Source organism: Paenibacillus sp. 1_12, from assembly GCF_900114475.1.
In the GTDB taxonomy this organism is placed as follows: Bacteria; Bacillota; Bacilli; order Paenibacillales; family NBRC-103111; genus Paenibacillus_S.
In genome coordinates this window covers 39,270-58,667 of the sequence record NZ_FOTE01000012.1, presented here as the reverse complement: position 1 = coordinate 58,667, position 19,398 = coordinate 39,270, and the positions used below count along the sequence as shown (strand labels likewise).

At 47.5% G+C, this 19,398-nt stretch carries 10 protein-coding genes and 1 riboswitch; of the genes, 5 read left to right on the top strand and 5 right to left on the bottom strand.

Features of this window, described 5'->3' with window-relative positions; genetic code table 11:
• Positions 1 to 84 precede the first annotated feature (84 nt).
• Both BM210_RS23305 and BM210_RS23300 read left to right on the top strand, forming a co-directional pair.
• Positions 85 to 378: a hypothetical protein gene (locus BM210_RS23305; RefSeq protein ID WP_091174093.1), complete on the top strand. Its 294-nt coding sequence runs from the start codon at positions 85 to 87 to the stop codon at positions 376 to 378.
• 14 nt (positions 379 to 392) lie between these two features.
• Complete coding sequence (locus BM210_RS23300; RefSeq protein WP_091174090.1) at positions 393 to 689, top strand: 4a-hydroxytetrahydrobiopterin dehydratase; 297 nt, start codon at positions 393 to 395, stop codon at positions 687 to 689.
• A gap of 49 nt (positions 690 to 738) precedes the next feature.
• On the opposite strand, the gene BM210_RS23295 is transcribed toward BM210_RS23300, so the two are convergent.
• Positions 739 to 1,236 (bottom strand): GNAT family N-acetyltransferase, encoded by a 498-nt coding sequence (locus tag BM210_RS23295; protein WP_256223954.1) that lies wholly within the window; start codon positions 1,234 to 1,236, stop codon positions 739 to 741.
• A gap of 174 nt (positions 1,237 to 1,410) precedes the next feature.
• On the opposite strand from BM210_RS23295, the gene BM210_RS23290 reads away from it, so the two are divergent.
• Together BM210_RS23290 and BM210_RS23285 are read left to right on the top strand one after the other, a co-directional pair.
• Complete coding sequence (locus tag BM210_RS23290) at positions 1,411 to 2,247, top strand: sulfurtransferase (protein WP_091174086.1); 837 nt, start codon at positions 1,411 to 1,413, stop codon at positions 2,245 to 2,247.
• Positions 2,248 to 2,447: 200 nt separating this feature from the next.
• Entirely contained in the window at positions 2,448 to 5,552 is a 3,105-nt protein-coding gene (locus BM210_RS23285; protein ID WP_091174083.1) for a hybrid sensor histidine kinase/response regulator, read from the top strand.
• Between the two features lie 35 nt (positions 5,553 to 5,587).
• Here the strand turns inward: BM210_RS23285 and BM210_RS23280 are convergent, their stop codons facing one another.
• Entirely contained in the window at positions 5,588 to 6,733 is a 1,146-nt protein-coding gene (locus BM210_RS23280; RefSeq protein ID WP_177237962.1) for a response regulator, read from the bottom strand.
• Positions 6,734 to 7,044: 311 nt separating this feature from the next.
• Here BM210_RS23280 and BM210_RS23275 point away from each other — a divergent pair, with 311 nt between their 5' ends.
• On the top strand, positions 7,045 to 15,477 hold the full coding sequence (locus tag BM210_RS23275) for a cadherin-like beta sandwich domain-containing protein (protein WP_091174079.1): 8,433 nt from the start codon (positions 7,045 to 7,047) through the stop codon (positions 15,475 to 15,477).
• A gap of 406 nt (positions 15,478 to 15,883) precedes the next feature.
• Here the strand turns inward: BM210_RS23275 and BM210_RS23270 are convergent, their stop codons facing one another.
• The 3 genes from BM210_RS23270 to BM210_RS23260 all read right to left on the bottom strand — a co-directional run bounded on the left by BM210_RS23270 (position 15,884) and on the right by BM210_RS23260 (position 19,386).
• Positions 15,884 to 17,284: a cryptochrome/photolyase family protein gene (locus BM210_RS23270; protein ID WP_091174077.1), complete on the bottom strand. Its 1,401-nt coding sequence runs from the start codon at positions 17,282 to 17,284 to the stop codon at positions 15,884 to 15,886.
• A gap of 282 nt (positions 17,285 to 17,566) precedes the next feature.
• The gene (locus BM210_RS23265) at positions 17,567 to 18,037 is read right to left on the bottom strand and encodes a C40 family peptidase (RefSeq protein WP_091174075.1); all 471 of its coding nucleotides are present in this window, start codon (positions 18,035 to 18,037) and stop codon (positions 17,567 to 17,569) included.
• A 3-nt stretch (positions 18,038 to 18,040) separates the two neighbouring features.
• Positions 18,041 to 18,177: riboswitch (cyclic di-AMP (ydaO/yuaA leader) on the bottom strand.
• 393 nt (positions 18,178 to 18,570) lie between these two features.
• Positions 18,571 to 19,386 carry a hypothetical protein gene (locus BM210_RS23260; protein WP_091174073.1) on the bottom strand — a complete coding sequence of 272 codons (816 nt, stop codon included), beginning with the start codon at positions 19,384 to 19,386 and terminating at the stop codon, positions 18,571 to 18,573.
• Positions 19,387 to 19,398 lie beyond the last annotated feature (12 nt).

The window sequence follows — 19,398 nt, the reverse complement described above, 5'->3', positions numbered from 1 at the left end:
GGATATTTGCATGAAGAGCTTTTTTCGGGTTAAAATGTTTAGTAAGTATTTCCATGTGGTTGTTAAACCGAAGGAGTGGTAGAGGTGGGCATTAAATTTGGCCGTGAATACCCGGATATCATTAGTGATTTTACAGAGGCACTGCTCAGCATCGACGAGTGCTATAGCTTTTTGGAGATGACGGCGGGGGAATGGGAAGAGCTTGAGCCTGAAGAGCAGCGGGAATGCATTCAGACCTTAGCTGACGATTTGTTTTATGGCTTGGGCACTGATCCAAAAATCCTTGTAGGCAGATGCACGCTGAGCCACGATAAGGAGAAGCATGTAATCGTTATCTATCACGAAGAAACGCTCATTAATGTCATTTACTTGGTGTGAGGGGATGGAGGCGAGTGAGCAAGCTATCGGAGGAAGCTGTAGCAGAGAAATTGGACCTGGTTGAGGGCTGGAGTCGTGAGGATGGCAAGTGGATCGCCAAAAGGTATCGGTTCTCCCAATTTCTCGAAGGTATCGCTTTTGTTGATAAAGTGGCGCATATCGCTGAGAAAGAATTGAATCACCACCCGATGATCGCTATTGATTATAAGTTGGTCACTTTACGATTAACCTCATGGAATGCAGGCGGATTAACGGATCTCGATTTCACGGCGGCGGCCCGGTTCGATGCTGCTTATGTCACTGAACTGTAGGCCAAACGACAGATCGAGAAGCTGAGATAAACATCACGCATCTATGCGCTTAAGTCTTTTTGGGCTTCCATACCATACAGTAAAACAATTCCTTGCCTGTGGGTGTCATCTTCGTATACGTATCGGTCTGTACATACCCGGCTTGCTGATAGACCCGGTAGGCGCGAACATTCCAAGCGAGCACTTCCAGATCAATCTCATGGGCAGGAGTTCTTCGTCTGGCTTCGGCGGTAATGGCTTGAACAAAAGCAACGCCATGGCCTTGTCCGCACAACTCGGGGCGCATGCCCAATCCGATTCGGGTTACGCCTACCATTGGGAAAAATTGGACAAAACCCCACATCATACCGTTTTTATCCACGACGGCACGGTACTGTTCCTCGCGCAGCTGCTCATCCGCAAACTCCTCTTGCAGAGCAAGCATCGTTTCCCAGGGTTGCCAGTCGTACGTATGGTAAGGCATGGGATAAGACCAGGTGCAGATATCACGGCAGTGGGCTTCGGTTAAGGGTATGATTTCAAACATGGATGCAGCTTGTGCGAGCATAAAGAAGGCCTCCTTCGATGTGCATGAGGCACATCTTACTTTTCATAATTAGGGTCATTCCATTTTAACTGTATTCCGTCGGACTGTCGACTTGAGGTATTCAGTTGCTGGTCCCCAATTTAACTATATAATGGTAATATAAAGACAAAAGATAAATAAAGGAAGTGTCAGAGGATGCAGCATATCGTTGCTCAGGATTGGTTGTTTGAGCATGGAACGGACGAACAGATCGTTATCGTGGATTGTCGGTTTACTCTGGGTCAACCCGAAGCGGGACGCATTGCCTATGGCATCGAGCATATTCCAGGAGCCGTTTATATGGATCTAGAACAGGACTTATCCGCTCCCAAAGGCGAGCATGGTGGCAGACACCCGCTGCCTAACTGGGAAGATTTTATGCATCGGCTCGGAGAGGTTGGTATCGACGCGCAATCGACGGTTATTGCTTATGATGATCAAAGTGGTGCGATGGCTTCGCGTTTGTGGTGGATGCTGCAGGCCTTAGGCCATACCAAGGTATATGTACTGGAAGGCAGTTTTGCCTCATGGAAGCAAGCGGGTTACCCAGTTACGGATGAGCCTCCGGCGATGCATGCAGCCATCTTTGAAGGGCAACTGCAAGAGGGCTTCCTGCTGCAAATGGAGGATGTCAAGAATCGCATAGGCCGTCCGGGTACGGTGCTTGTCGATTCGCGAGAGTATCCGAGATACCTTGGTCTTGAGGAAGCAATCGATCCGGCAGCCGGACATATCCCTGGGGCGAAGTCTTACTTTTGGAAGCATGGTCTGAATGATCAAGGCGGCTGGAAGGATGCTATCGCTCAAAAAGAACGATTCGCCGATCTTGCGTCCGCTGATGAAATTATCGTGTACTGCGGTTCGGGTGTGACAGCCTGCCCTAACGTACTAGCACTTAAAGAAGCAGGCTTCTCTAATGTGCTGCTGTATTCAGGCTCCTGGAGTGACTGGATCTCGTATGCCGATAATCCGATTGCTACAGGTGAAGAGTAAGGGAGAAAGACCACATGGTCATGAATGTGCGGGCTTGTGACAGGTTGCCGGAAGGCAGCCCTTCACAGCCCTATTTGGGTTGTTCAGAAAAAAGCTTGTCCGTTACTTTCTTCTGATTCCTTTCCTTGAATAAGCATATCGTCCTGTAAATATCCATGATATGATTTAAACACACACGTGTATAAAGCGAGGGCGGCTGGATGAAGAAATATGGATTTTTTTTAATTTTAGGCATTATTTTCATTACATTGCTGCCACTGTATGGGATTATCCGCAATATGGAAAGTTTCGATAACAATCCTCAAGCCGTTAAAGGCAGGTTGGATTTAAATACATGGAGCTTTGCGGCTGATGGACCTGTTCAACTGACAGGTGAATGGGAATTTTATCGCAACCAGCTGTTGACCCCCGCGGATTTTACCGAATCCACAAATGCAGATAAGCCAAAGCCGGTTCAGACCGGAATCGTATCCGTACCCGGCAAATGGAATGATTATATGAACGAAGAGAAGTATCAATCGAATGCTGATGGTGCAGGCACCTACCGGCTGCGGTTGGTACTCAATAACAAGGAATCAGACATTTACGGTATTCGGACCGTCAATATCCGCATGGCCAATCGCCTGTTTGTTAACGGTCAGCTGATTGGGGCAAGCGGTATTCCCGGTCTGACGCCTGAGACAAGCACGTCGAACAATGTTCCCTACATTCGACTTTTTTCCGTCAATGGGAACGTGGTTGAGATTGTAGTACAAATATCCAATTTTAGCTACGCCTCGGGTGGGATGATTTATCCGCTTCTGTTTGGCGATCAGACGTCCATATTGAAAAATAGGGAACATCATATTTTCGGGTATTTGCTGACAACAGCAGGCTTCTTGATTTTGTCTTTATACTTTTTGCTGCTATTCCGTTTGCGTAAAAGAGAGTCTTCCCTGCTTTATCTCGGTGCGTTCTGTTTTTGGTGTCTTATCTATGTACTGACTCATGGAGAGAAGCTGATTTTGGCTGAACTGCCCTTTATTCCCTATGAGCTTGTAATGAAGATTCAACTAATGTCCTCTACATTCATTTATTATTGTTTAATTTTATATACGGTTTGTTTATTTCCGAGGTTTCATCATCGTGCATTGATGCCTTGGATGAAGGTGATTGTTTGCTTAATGACACTTGTAGCCATTTTTTTGCCGAGCCGCCTGTTTTCAGAGTGGGAAATCATTTATTATGTGTTCGGCTTTATTAGTGTGGGTTATGTTATTTATTTGATGCTAAAGGGCTTGAAGCTGCGTGAGGACAATTCGCTCGCTATCCTGGCAGGCTTGCAAAGCATCCTGATGATGCTTGCGATCAATTTATTGTATATTTTTGGCTCATTGGAAGATTATATTTTCTTTCCCTACGAAATCCTTGTCTTTATTTTTGCTCAGGCTTTGCTTCTCGCCAAACGGTTTTCGAATTTATTCAATAAGGTCGAACAGCTTTCACGCAGGCTGCTTACGCTGGATGAGATGAAGGACGAGTTTATGGCCAGTACGTCGCATGAGCTGAGAACACCGTTGCATGGAATCGTCAATATGGCAGATTCGCTGCTCGCGGGTGTAGCCGGACCGCTGAATGCTGTGCAGGTTAAACATTTATCTATGATCGTAGCCACGGGCCAGCGTTTGAAATTCCTGATTAATGATATTCTTGATTTCAATAAGCTAAAAAATGGACAACTGCAGCTGCAGCGTCAAAAGGTAAACCTTCCATCTGTCGTGCAATCGGTGCTGGAGGTAGTGGATCATGTAAGGGACGGGAAAAATATTCGCTTTGTGCAGCAGTGGCCGGATAACCTGCCCATGCTGGATACAGATGAAGATAGACTGAGGCAAATCCTCTACAACTTGCTTGGCAACGCAGTCAAGTTTACGCAGGAGGGAGAAATTCGGATTTATGCCGAGGCTGTAGGCAGTGAAGTGAAAATATCGGTTGCAGATACCGGGAAAGGGATTGCCAAGGACCGGTTGAACGAAATTTTCAATCCTTACGTCGAGCTTGCTGCTGGTGACAGTCAGGCGTATACGGGAACAGGGCTCGGTCTGCATATTACCAAAAAACTGATCGAACTCGGTGGGGGCAAGGTTGCTGTAGAGTCAGAGCCCGGCCTTGGATCGCTTTTTTATTTTACGCTTCCCGCAGCGTCGGGCAAGCCGGATAGGGTACAACGAATGCCTCAACAAGTTGTGTCTGCCGAGGTTTCAGCAGCCGCTGAGAGGGTTGTTCAAGGCGTAAGCCCAAGTGAATTTACGAATGGAACCGTACTGATCGTCGATGATGACCCCGTCAATCTGCAGGTGCTGATTAATTTATTGACCCTGGACCATTATCGGGTCCTTGCAGCCAATCATGGAGCTGAGGCGATGGAGCTAATGAGCCGCAATCCACAAATCGATCTGGTTATTACGGATTGGATGATGCCGGGTTTATCCGGGCTTGAGCTATGCAAAGTGATACGAGAGCGTTATTTGCTCTCTGAGCTTCCTGTGCTTATTTTAACGGCGAGAAGTCGTCCTGAAGAAATTGTGGCAGGCTTCCGTGCGGGAGTGAATGATTTTCTTACCAAGCCTGTGGATGCTGGGGAGCTAAGAGCAAGAGTCCGTACTCTGCTGGAGCTGCGCCAATCGGTGCAGACGTTGATTAGTACGGAAATGGCTTTTTTGCAAGCTCAAATCAAACCGCACTTCCTGTACAATGCACTTAACACCATTATGGCCATTTGCCGTCTTGATCCCAATAAAACGATGCAGCTTCTGCTGGAGCTGAGCCGATATTTACGCAGCAGCTTTGATTTTCAGAACCGTGATCAGCTGGTTCCGTTGGATAAAGAGCTGGAGTTGGTCCAGGCCTATCTGCTTCTGGAAAAAGCAAGGTTCGAGGAACGGCTTGAAGTGGAATATGATATTGTCGAACAGGGCTACATCATGATTCCTCCGCTTTGCATCCAGCCAATTGTTGAGAATGCAGTCAGACATGGTATTATGCAGCGAGCTGCAGGCGGCAAGGTTCAAATCACTGTTCAAAGTCAGGAGACAGGTATCAAGGTGATTGTCACAGACAATGGCGTAGGTATTCCACCTGAGCAGTTGGCCGCTATCTTAATGGACAACAGCTCTGGCGGTGTCGGACTGAAAAACATACATAAACGGCTGCTGATGCTGTACGGGAAAGGTCTTCAGGTAGAGAGTAAGTGGAAGCAGGGAACAACCGTCAGCTTTGAAGTGCCGCTATTTCAAAATAATGACGTCAGTGACACAGATCAATGAGCTCCATTGTAGAAAAAAACAGAGCTGCATGGGCTTCACAACTTATCATCTAGCATCAATCGCTCATACCGCTCCCGTGTTTGCGGCTGGGGTTCGATGTCCAGTTCGATACGCAGCAGGTTGACGAATGATTCATAAAGGTTTTGCAGCGCCGTATAATGGTTTAGCTTGGCTAAACCTATCATAAACAACTCCACTAATTCCTCCGAATAGGGCTCCTTCTCCTGTGCTTTTTCCAGTCTCCCGATTGCCTGACGCTCACGACCCGTTGCCAGCTCATACTCGGCGGTGCGAAGCGTCAGGCTCAGGTAGCGCTGCAGCAATTGACTTCTTCTCGATTTAGCCCAGCTGTAATCCTGCTCATCCAAGTAATGGCCCGTATATAGCTTTAAGGCAAGGTCTGCTTGCCGCCATTGACTCTCATTCAGTGTGTCCTGCGCTTCCACTTGGGCAATGCTGCTTTCAAAAATATCGACATCCGTCATCAGCCCGTCGGCATTTAGACGGTAACTCTCTAATGAAAAATCCAACGTTGCCGGTAGACCGGATTGCTTAATAATTTTTCGGATCTGATAGATGGAGGTGTGCAGATGGATCATGGCCTTATCAGGAGCAAATTGGGGCCAAATCTCCTCAATTAGCAGATCCTTGGTGATCCGATTTCCTTTGTGATGAATCAGGAAGGCAAACAGCTCTTTGGTTTTGGATGTTCTCCATTTCACCTTGCCGTCAGGGTCAATTCGGGTCGATAAGGTAAGGTTTTGAAAACAAAATACGATGGGCTCCTGAACTGCCGGTTTTTCTACAACTGGCTCCTTCGCTGGGAAATAGGTCCGAATCCGATTCAGTGTTTTGGAAAATCGGATGGGATCAACCGGCTTCAGCAAATAATCCAGCGCATGCAATTCGAACGCTTCGAGCGCATACTGGGCATAGGCGGTTATATATACGATCCGGATATTGCTGTCGATTTGTTGAATATATTCAGCAGCAGTCAAGCCGTTCATTTCGGGCATCCCAATATCGAGAAATACGACATCGGTTTGCTCTTTGGCCAGATGGTCCAAACCCTCCTGAGCTGAAAGAAATTTGCCGGTGATCTGAATGCCTTCAACTCCTTGCAGCAGCTGCTCCAGCTGCCGCAGCGCGGGTCGCTCGTCGTCGATAAGAATGGCTTTCATCGTGCACACTCCTTTAAAAAGATACGTGGATCTCATTAAATTATATCAGGAATTGTGATATTTTACCTCACATCGTATTCGTTTTTACCTTGGGTAATGTCTGTTATTGTCATATAGGTTCTCGTTATTGTCGAAATATCAGGGTTCTTGCTCAGAATCGGTTCAGAGACCTTTACTATAATTGGGCTTAAAGTACTAATTTTGATGATTAGAGTGGATAACGCTTTACTTGTCGAACCGCATAGGATTCCAGTCAGAGTCAGGATAGGTCAGGTTTAGGAATGAAAAAGAAATAGGGAGAGGGATGTTTAATGCAAGGGGCAAGTCATGTTTCAGAAAAGCGTAAGAACTCATTTCTGCAAAGAGTATCGACCTTATTGGCTGTACTGCTGATGCTTCAGGTATTATTGCCGATACTGGAGCTGGGAGCTTCCAAAATCCAGGCTGATCCATCTGATCCGGCACCAAAGTATATTACCTTTTTGTACGATGATTTTCTTCAATCAGCTTCAAGATTGAAATTTAACGGGAGTACGTCCGTTAATAATGGAAAGCTGCGCCTGACACCAGCATTACCCGATAAATCCGGTGGTGTATTTAACAAGGAACGGCTATCGCTTGGTACTAATAATGCGTTCAGTACGTATTTTGTGTTTCAGACCTCAGGTCAAGGCACCACAAACCCCCGCGCATATGAAGCGGGTGCCGATGGCTTCGTTTTTACGCTGCAGGCAGATTCGAATAGTGCAGGCGGTCTCGGCAACGGGATTGGCTTCGGTGGACTGGATGGAACTGTTGGTATCAAAAACAGCCTTGGGATTGAGTTTGATATGTACCCAAATACAGAAGCGTCGATAGGGGACCCGAGTAATAACCATATCGGCATCCATCTGGATGGTACGGTCAGCCATAAGAACAAGAATGGCACTCCCAAAGTAGTAAAGGATATCGATAAAAATAAGTTTAACTTCAAAGATCCAAATAAGCAGTTTCATGTTTGGGTTGATTACACTGGGGACAAGATTCAGGTTTTTCTAAATGATAATAACTCCAAGCCGAGCACGGCAACTGTTGAACAGGCTGGAGTCAATTTAGCCAGCATTATGGGCTCACAGGATGTGTATGCTGGGTTTACGTCAGCGACAGGTGGAGCTTATCAAGCCCATGACATTCTCAAATGGTATTTGACAAATAAATACGACCCCATCGATCCAACATGCGGTTGTTACAAGGAAGCGCCTAGTATTTTTACGGTCAGCAGCTCTGTCTATGATTCCGTATATAAACCGGGTCTCCCGTTTTACTACTCCGATGTGGAGCTGAAAAACTCCAAGGGTGAGAAAGGCGCTGGCATACAGCTCAACATAAGCAAAGAAAGCAATATTAACTTTCTGGACGAAAGCAAAGAATTCGAGACCCTCGCACCAAGTCCAACTGTGACTTTGGATGCGTCGGGAAAAACGCGGATTTATTATGAAGCTAAGGATCGAGCCTCGGCAACCAAACCGTCTTTTCGTATTTCAACGGAATTTGGTGCTTACCAGGATATTCTCCTATCCGCTGTACCTGTGACGGATACGGGCAATATTACAACGCAGTATTCAGCAGTAGGTCCAACCGTGGGAGCAGATGTTGTGAATGAGCTCGTAAGCACAGGAGGAGCGACCGTTGCCGAATGGGGGATTCAATATAGACCCAAGCTGGATCCATCGGGAAGCTGGACTTCTGTGAGAGGGGAACCCTACACCATCGATAGTCCAGGCTCACACACGGTTAGGCTGAGTAAACTTGAGGAAAGTATATTTTATGAAACAAGAGCTTACGCCCGTAATATGAATGGCTTCGGCTATGGCGGCATCAAGGAATTTATGGTTGAAATGCCGATGGATCGCGAGGATGTCAAATATTCGAGCGTGACACCTGCACATCTTCATGTAGAGGACGAACAAAAGATACGTCTTGTCGGAGCGGCGTTCAACAAGCTGCTGAAAAAATATCCGGTAACGGCCCTGTCCTTCAAGTTAAGCGGTAATGGACAAACCTATACCATTCCATTGGCTGATGTGAAGTTGGTTAGTGAAACGATTCTTGAGCTTAAGCTTCCCAAGCAGAGTGATGGCAGTATATTGCCGCTGGGGGCATACGATCTGGAAATCACCCATAACTATTTCAATAGCAAAACGTTTACGAATGCTGTAACCATTACGAATGATGCTGCTTATCGCTCGAGAAACTATGACGAGGTCGTCGTAGAAAATCGATCTGATTTTAAGGATAGCAACAGTGTCGAAAAAATCACGCTTCGTGGCCCTTTTATAGAGCGTACCAGCAAACCGAATGTATTTGAGCTTACTAACAGTGAAGCGGTCGTGACGATCAATGATAACCTGTATTTTAAAGGTGCAACGTTGACTATAGACAAAACCGATCCGAATCATGAAAAAATCAAAGGGAATGGACGTCTGTATGTAAACGGTAAGAGTGCCATTCCCGTTATGACAGCGTACACCATTCACGAGGGTAACTTCGAATTTGAAGCGCAAAATTTTTCTTTCAAAATTTCCGATTTGAATACCCCTTACGACTATATTGGCATGAGCATGCCAGTTGCGATCGAGTCCTTTACCTTTATTAAGGACGGTATTCGCGTCAAGGGAAAAATGAATGTCGAATTTAAAGCAGGCTCAGCCAAAGTAAAAGGCGAAGCTGCAATCGACGCTCTAGAATTCAAGAAAAACCGAGTGGATCTGGATGCCGATCTGAAGCTTGGCGTTGATTTTAAAACAGGTCCGGTTGAGAGCAGTGAAGTGCGGGTTGGGATCGATACCAGAGTGCCGGAATACGGCTTTGGTGCGTCAGCACAGATGCGTAATTATAACTTGGGCTTTGAGATGGATTTGCTGCTTAAGCATTCAAAGCTCGATACCGTCAAATTTGCCATTAACCGCAAAATCAAGATTGGTAGCACTGGAGCTCAGTTTACGAAAGTCGGTGGCGGAGTCTCTAATATGGCGAGTCGCGATGAAGCTCCGTTGACGTTCCATCTGCTGGGTGGATTGTCGGATTATACATCGCCGGAAATCAACGGTGCGAATTTGTTGAATGCCAATGATCTCAATGTTGAAGCCTCTATTAACCACTTTGGAGCGTCTGGAAAGCTTGCTATCTACACGATTAATGCAGCTGACCTGGATTTGTTTGTCGTGGCTAATGCTACAGGCTATGAGGGCTTCAATCAACCTGGTTTCCGTATGAAGGGCAGTGTCGACGTTCTTAATGTTTTGGTTGGTGAAGCGCTAATCAAATATTTTAAAGGCTCATCTCCAACCGGCTATGCCAATACCCGTGTGCAAATTCCGAGTAATATTAAGCTTGTAGGCGGACAGGCATTAACGAAGGCTAACATCGGTGTAGACGAAAAGCACTTTAATGCAGGACTGTCGGTTATCGGAATCGGCTTCAAGGTGGATTATCCGTTCAAAACGAAAAAAATCGACTTTGATGTGGATGCGCTGCAAACCGTGAAAAATGTCGCCAATGCAGTCGTCAATACAGGAAAGGCTATATATAACGTAGCCAAAAAAGTCAGCAGTTGGTTTTTCCGTGCCGAGGATATGCCAAAGTCCAAGCGCGTTATGGTGTTGTCATCCTCAGATAGAGGCGGCAAATGGCCGGAAGTGATTGGCGAGAAGATGTTTGAAGCCAGCGATCGAAAAGCATCAGGTCTAGGAGTTGTTGCTCCTGGCGCTATTACGACGATTCAGATGGAAACGAATCCGGCTGTAGGCGTTAATAAATCTGGACAAGACACAACGATCCAGCATACGTTCAAGATCAATGAGCCTTATAAAGGATTTATCGTATTGAACAATGCTAATAAAAGTGTACGTTTGGCACAGCCGGATAGCCTTACCTACAATCTTCAATATGAATCGGCAGGAAAAAATGCCTTTTATGATGAAGCAAGTGGTACCGTTGTTTTGGAGGTTGATTTCAATCAGCCGGGAGATTGGGTGCTAACAGCACCGGATACGATGAGGGTTGCGGTTCATAAAGCGTTATATCGAAATGCAGATCTCGGCTTTGATGCGGTGGCTGAAAAGCTGCGCACAACAGCTAATACAGCATTCATACCAGCACCTTTACAGGAACGTGAAAACTACTTTATTGAGATCAGAGGTGCCAAAGCGGACACAGCCATTATGAAACCGGATGGCAGACCTTATGTTCTGGATACAGATGAAAGTCATGCAGGCTGGAATGCATATCGTAGTGCGGACGCTAACACCTTGTATGTGATGGCTGAGGCGGCTGAGGTTGGTACCTGGCTGGTTGATGCGGGAGCGGACGCTAAAGTAGATATGTATAAATTGCAGAACGGTGTGGCCTTCTCCAAGGTAAAGGAATGGAGACAAGCCTCGGAGTTTGCTTCGATGGCAGACTTCAATGGTATCGCCGGTAAACAAGTGCTTCTGGAAATTTCGGTGGCTTCGGCTAATACGAAGTTGTACAAGCCGGATGGCACTCTGTATTCATTAGTACTGGATCCGAACAATCCGGGTTGGAATGCGAAGTACGATGAAAGCCGCCACGTGCTGACAGCGCTTGTTGATGTCGATACGGCGGGTTGGTGGATGGTCAAATCAGATGCATTTACGTTACTTTCCATACTGGTGTTCGATAAGAAGGCTACGATGGAGGAATTAAACGGAGATCAGGTCCAATACACCTATACATTGGATATGAGCGAAACAGGTCCTACGCTGTTCGATATTGCTGGAGGTAATGAATCCACGCAAATTATCGACGCAGACGGTCAAGCGGTCACGATCATTTGGGATGAGTCACGCGCCGACCGCAACGCGATTTTGGACAAAACAACTAATTCTTTAAAAGTTAATGTAAATATAAACAAAACAGGATTCTGGAAAGTATCCACTGTAGGACCGGTACTATTCGACTTGTACAAGGTGCCTCCAGTACCAACATTCGGAGCGTTCCAGGCGAGTGAACAATCAGGCATGAACCGTTTTGAATTGAATTGGAAGGTCAATAATCCGAAAGCTGATACCAAGGTGAAGGTGATGCTGACGGAAAATCCGGAAGAGCCGATTGGTCAGATCGTTGCTGAAAATCTGCCGTCCTCGGGGGTTACGACTGTCACACTTCCTGACGGAAATTTACCAGGTCAATACTGGCTTGCCATTGTTGCCGACAGTGAATCGTTCGGTCCGATCTTTAAAGTGCTGGATCAACCGATTAGCGTGACCTCATCACAAACGCTGCCGAGTCCAGAGGGCCTGCATGTGATATCTACGGGCAATGGCGAGATAAAGATTGGATTTACAGATACACATTGGCAAGATGTCACAAGCTATCGTATTCTTACAGCGGATGAGCAGGGCAAAGTGAAGTACAATGGAGTCTCCATGGATATGAAGCCAAGTGCCCAGAATGCACAAGAAGCGATTGTCTCCGGTTTGAATCCAGGGCAAAAGCATCGTTTAAGTGTCATGGCGATTCGCCAGACTGACACTGCTGGTTTCGTGAGTGCTCCGTCTGCGATTGTGAATGTAGATCTGGCGATTCCGGTACCTGCCAAGCTGGGCCTTCAGCTCGATACGGAAGGTAAAGCCGCAGTTGAGCATTTGTATATGCCTTATTATGTGAAGCAAGAGGATTTGCAGGGGCTGAACGAGCAGCAGCAGAATGAGCTAAAAGAAAAGCTTACGGTAACTGCGGCCAATCGGTTGACACTCAAAGTTACCAGCGACCAGAATTCGAAGGTAGAGCTGTTTGTCAATAACCAGTCACTGGGCATTAAGGATGCGACACCGGCGCTTTCAGCCTCGTACGTACTGGACCCGCTTCCTGAGCGTGACTATACAATCCTGGTTGAAGCCGTGAACGAACGTGGCGATAAAAGCGACTATTATCAAAAAATAGTTATTGATAGAACCGCGCCGCATTTGTCTCTGAAATCACCTTATAATGGTCAGGTTATTCAGGGCAACCGCGCTAAAATCGTGGGGGCTAGTGAGACAGGCGTTCGATTGAAGATCAATGGAACGGTCGTGCCTGTGGACCAAGCGGGACATTTTGAATATTTTGCACAAATTCCGGCGAGCGGAGAGCTTGCAGTCTATATCGTTGCTGAGGATGAGCTGGGTAATAAAACAGAGCATCGTCTGGATGTAGCCAAGGGCAGCGAAGGGACAGGCGAAGCACGCGCTGATCTCGCTGCATTCGCAACAGATGAAGGTGTGCTGACTACGGAGTTCCTGACAGGTACAATGAGCTATCAGACCAAGATTGATGCAGGCTTGAAGCTGCTGCGCGTCTGGGCCGTACCTGTGGAATCTGACGCCGTGGTTACGATTAACGGACAAGCTGTTGATGCTGATCATTCGGCTTGGGTAGACATTTCGAGCACGAAAACCATCACGGCGAAGGTTCGCGCTGCGAATAACACAGAGAAAACGTACACGCTTCAATTGATTGCCACTTCCAGTGTGGCTTCATTAAAGCAGCTTAATCTGAATGGGAATTCAGTGGAAGTTCCTGCTGCTGAGTCACAGCTGCAGTTAAGCTCGCAGTTTAAGAGCACGAAGCTGACCTACGATGCTTTCGTTGGAAATCAGGTTACCCAAACGAGTGTGACCCCGACGGCTGTCGTCGAAGGTTCGATCATTAGGGTAAATGGTCAAGATACAGCAAGTGGTCAGGCATCGGCTTCCATACCGCTGAATGTGGGCGACAATAAAATTCAGGTACAAGTCCTGTCTCCGGATGATGCCAATCAACCATCCAAGGATTGGTCCAAGGCAGCGTCCTACACAGTTACAGTTAACAGAGAAGCAAGCACGAATACCGCGCTGCAAAACCTGACGGCTGCTGGAATTCAGCTGACACCGGGAACGTTTGATCCTAATGTGACTAACTACGAAGCGGCAGTAGCTTCGAACGTATCCGGCTTCTTGCTTGGGGTTCAGGCTGCTGATTCTACAGCAGTCGTGAAGGTCAATGGGGCGCAGGTTGATAACACTGGAAAAGTTCAACTGACACTGGTGGAAGGCGCTAATCGATTTGAGATCGTCGTCACGGCTGCGAGCGGAGCGGTCCAAACCTATATGCTTAATATCAATAGGCAAAAAGCAGTGACAACGAATTTGAATTTAAGCAAGCTTGAAGTGGCAGGGAAAGATCTGAATAAGCAGTTCTCGCCCTTGCAATTAAATTATAGTCTTAATTCCGCAATGACCAATCGGCTCGCAACCGTTCATGCGGTTGCTGCTGAAGCTGGTGCCAAAGTGAGTGTGAACGGAACTGCCGTTAACAATCAGGATGTAGCTACTGCGAGTCTGAACACGGGTGCTAACACCTTATTAATTCGTGTGGAAAGTCCAGACGGAATGGAATCCAAAACCTATGCAATCGGTGCAAATTTCGTTCCTCTGAATGATCAGACTGCCGCGCAGCCATCGACGAGCTTCAACATTAACATTAATGGAACGACGAATAAGGATGTAGCTGTTGCCGAGGTGAAGAAGGAAAACGATAAAAATGTAGTTCATGTTTCCTTCAAGCTGGATCAACTGGAAAAGGCATTGAGCAGTGAACAACAAAAGCCGGTCATTTCCATTGTTATTCCTGGAAACTATGACAAGATCATCAGTGAATTAACCGGTAGTATGATCAAGAAAATGGAGCAAAAGGAAGCAATCATCGAAATTCGTACGGATCATGCGATTTACAAGCTGCCTGCGAACGCGATGAATATTGATGAGATCGGGCGCAGATTCGGGAATAACGTCCATCTGGAAGATATTAAGGTGCAGGTACAAATGTCAGATGCAACAGAGACGGAGTCTCAAGCGCTGGAAGGCCAAGCAGCAGTCCTGGGCGCACGCATACTGGCTGCACCAGCTGATTTCAGAGTTGTTTATACGTACCAAGGTAAGGAACTGGAATCAGAGCGTTTCACACAATATGTGGAACGTGGGCTATCTTTGCCGGAGGATTATGATCCGAAGACGAGTGCGACAGGGGTTCGTATTAGCTCAGACGGAAGCATGTATCATGTGCCAACGATCGTGAAGCAAACAGACGGTCTGTACTGGGCACATATGAAGAGCTACACCAACAGCATGTACGCCGTCATTTCGAACAGCCAGACGTTTGCTGATGTTCAGGGTCACTGGGCACAGACAGCTGTCACCGATTTGGCATCGAGAATCATAGTTGACGGTAAGTCGGCCGATCGGTTCGAGCCGGATCAATCCGTTACGCGTGCCGAATTTACAGCGATGGTCATGCGCTCGCTTGGCTTGGCACCACAGTCAAGGGCAATTCCGTATGGGGATGTAACAGCTTCCGATTGGTTTGGACCTATCGTAGCTGAAGCCAGCAATTATGGCTTGATCTCGGGATATGAAGACCAGACGTTCCGTCCGAATTTGCCGATCTCGCGTGCTGAGGCAACGGCTATATTAAATAAGGCGTGGACGATTGCTGGCATGATCGCTGTCAGCCAACCGGAAACGGAAGCTGCGCTTGCTGCAGTGAAGGATCGCTCCGAAATTCCTGCATGGGCCAAAGAAGCCTTTGGTTCAGCAGTGAAGTTGGGTCTGATGCAAGGCTACGAGGATGGTAGTGTCAAGCCGTCCCGTCCCATTACACGGGCAGAAACAGCAGCACTGCTGCGCAATCTGCTGTTGAAATCCGAACTGATTCAGACTCCATAAAGCTGAAGCCTCTGCTTTTGCTGGAATCCCGACAAGCCTCAACCCCACTTTATCTAGTGGCGGTTGAGGCTTGTTTGGTTGATAGGTGAGCTGCAGCCCGTTTACATCATTTCGGTGTCAATATAATATGTCAATGATAGTGTCAAAGTTTCGGAGAAGAGAACTACGGCAGGTAGAGTATGGAAGAAGATGAGGGTGCAGGATTCACCGCTGTATCCACCGTCGTTTAGGAGACAATCTGAGAAATGATCGGAGGCAGATTGTCTGCAAGGCGTGACAGTTTTGTTATTTGCGACGTACTGGCAGGTTAAATATCAAGGGTATGGAAAAAGCCGCTTTCACGAGTCATCCCTTCGTGAAAGCGGCTTTATTGGCCTTGTAAGCTTCTGCAGCAGGTGCTGAACATTTAGCTTCGGCCGCTCTGCAATATGCCTTTATACACCTCAATAGCACGCGCTCGTGAGGCTGTCAGATCGACTAGGGCATGCGATCGCGGCTGATGAATCTGTTTGTCAGACAAGCCTGCAAGCTCTGGCAGCCAGCGCCGAATATAACCCGCGCTTGGGTCATGTGTAAGTGATTGAGTGACTGGATTCATGATCCGGAAATAAGGCGCAGCGTCAAACCCAAGTGATGCACACCACAGCCACCCACCCCGGTTCAGTACATTGTCATAATCGCTCAGCTTGTAGCGGAAATATTGCTCTCCGTAGGTGAACGGGCACAACAGATTTTTGGTCAGAAACATCGCGGTTACCATTCGCAGTCGATTTGGCATCCAGCCTGTCTTATGGAGTTCTGTCATTGCCGCATCGATAATTGGGATACCGGTGCGTGCCTCACACCAGGCTTGGAAGTGGCGGTTGTCCAACGGTGACAGATCATATCGCTTCTCATAATGAAAATAGTCGGCGTCGAGCCGCGCTTGATAGATGTAGAAATCACGCCAGGCCAGCTGACGCAGCCAGACCTCGCGCTGCTCGGATTCCAGCAGCGCTTCATAGACGGTGCGCGCTGAGATGGCACCGACGTTAAGGTGACGGCTCAAGCGGCTCGTCGCCTCGAGCGCGAAGCGGTCGCGCCCATCGGCGTAGCCGCTCAGCCGCTCCGCGAGGAAGCTGCGCAGCACGCTGTGCGGGTCGGGTGACGCTGCGGCTTCACCCAAACCCGCCGTCGCCTGCGGCAAAGCAGCGCTGCAAGTGCCACCCGCAGCGCTCAGCGCCTCAGCCAGCTGCCGCGGTAGCGCGTACGCCTCGGCGGTCGCCGGAGCTATCGCGACCGTGGCGAGCTGGCTCACATGCACGCCTGCTGCCGGTCTGTAGAAGCGGAGCCGATAATCGCTCCACTTCCGGTAAAAGGGCGTGAACACCTTGTACGGCTCGCTGCGTCCGCTCCATTGGTGAAAATCACGCAGGTCAAGGAGCGCCTGCTCGTCGAAAGAAGTAACGTTCACTTGAGCGGCCTTGGCCGCCGCGCGAAGCAGCCGATCTCGCTGCTTTGCATAAGGAGTGCAATCCTCGTGGAAAACCAGCTCCTCCACCGGATGCGCCGCTAGGAGAGCAGCGAGGACCTGAGACGGCTCACCGTACAAAATATGAAGCTGCTGACCAGCCTCCAGATATAGCTGTTGAAGCCGCGCCGTATGCTGGAGAAAGTTGATCCCGCTGTGCTCGAGGTGCCGTTCGTGCTTTAGCAGGAAGGGGTCGAGAATGAGCACATGCAGGCTCTGCTTGCGCTGTGAGTGTATATAATGGAATGCGAGCATGTCGTCTACCCGCAGATCCTTGCGATGTACGAATATAATCATCGATAAGCACCTCATTTGATGGCAGCCACGCGGGTGCAGGGCTTCTTGGAATGCACTCGTTTTTTGTATTTTTACAAATAAACTGAATATTTTAAATAATCAATTTATAATGTCGATAAGCAGATTCAACCCTGATTTCGCGGGGTAATAAATGAAGAAAGCCCTGCAGCCTTGTCCGACGCTTTGGGTGCGTTACGGAAGCAAGCACTGAGGGCTCCATTAAAATGGGCTCGATCAACTGTAGAAGTATGGTGTAAGAAAGTAGGTTTCTTTCACTTCATTCTATTGATTATCTGACATAAAAGCTTCATACTGCTCGTCAGACAAAATACGTTTAGCGGTAACATAATACTTGGTATAGTAATTTTCATTAAGCTTGTTGACAGTTACGCCTATATTGGTTGCTGAATGGTAAAATTTACCTCCGCCAACATATACGCCAACATGAGAAATTCCTACACCGTCTGTCTTGAAAAACACGAGATCCCCAGGACGCAGATCGTCCTTTTCAACTGTTGTACCAAGTTCTGCTTGCCCTTTTGACTGATGCGGCAGCTTGATATCCAATTTGGCAAAAACGAAAGCTGTATAGCCTGAGCAATCAAATCCGTTCTTCGTAGTGCCAGCATACTTGTAAGGAGCACCCACGCCATCGTTAATAGCTTGGCTCAAAGGGGTTTCGGCAAAAACACTGCCTACTTGCACACTGCAAAACAGTGCTAAACCTAATGCAATACCAAAAAACTTCTTCAAAAAATTTTCCCCTTCCGGTGCCTACGAGGTTAGCTGAGGGTTCGGTTGAAGGTTCCCTATGATCACTCTGAAACGAGATCAATTCACCCAGATTGGATCCCCCGTTTTCCAGTATGTCGGAAATTCGGCAAATGCTAGTTTTTTTTGTTGACTTTAAAAGAATTCGGCCTTTACCTTAAAATTCCTTCTTTAGTCACAAAATGTTCACAATTAACGGTCGAAATGTGAAACTTTATTCAACATCATATAAAGCCTTGTACAGCAAGGGTTTGCATGAGTTGGACGCTATAAACGGCAAAAAATGAAAACGTATTCTAATTAAAAGTTTCGACAATTTTTCATTATTTTGTAAAATTAGCATTCACTATGATTGTGAAAAAAGTGGTTTATTGACGAAAGCAGGACTTTAGTCGTGCGAATGATGTAGATTTATAAAAATAAAAAACCTCGGCAGCCATGCGTTGTGAACGCGGCAGCGAGGTTTATTTAGGTTAGCTGGATAGCTTAATGTACGGTTTCAAACCCGCAAAGCTTTATTCATGCTTGGCATTCCACAAGGCGTGCTGCGAGGTGATCGTCCACATTTTGCAGAACATGTGAAGCAGTCGGTAAGCCTGAACCAGCATTAGAGCAGTGAAGCCCGCCCATACCATGGCTGAGGTCATTACCAGAGCGGAGATTATGAAGGTAACCGACAGCGTGAATATAGCTATCAGCAGAATTGTAAGAGCATTGCGGACGAGCAGCCGACAAGAAATGAGAAGTGATTTGCTGCTGGCAAGCCCAAACTGCATATACATAAATAACGTGTGTATCAGTAACAGATAAACCCCATAGATACCGATCCACGGCAGCAGATGCCAGCCGATTGCTGTTAAAGATGCGTGGGATTGATAGCCCTCGATGACTTTCGTTCCCAGCAGGTACAAAGGAGCAACTGTCAGGAAGATTTGCAGCACATATAAGCCGAGAAAGGGTAGAGCGAGTTTGCGGATGCCACGTACAAACCGATAGCCGGCGTTCAATTCCGTATGCTCCAGCGAATAGTAGATGCCAGCACTCAGGAGCGGGCTCAGAACCATGCGAATCAACAGCAGTGCGAGCGCCCACCATAGATAGGGTACGATCAGATCGGTTTTCGTAATTTGGAATTGCGCCTCCAGCCAAAATAATTGAACGGCCTCTCGGGATAGCTCGGGGCTCGGGTAGCGGTGCAGCAGTGGAACGACGATCGAGCGAACTGCGGCATATAGCGTCAGGCCCCACAGCAGATTATATGTAAACAAAGCACATACGGCAAAAGGCTGACTCCAGGCATTCGTAAAACCATTTTTTAGCAGCTTCCACATCCTGCGTGCCTC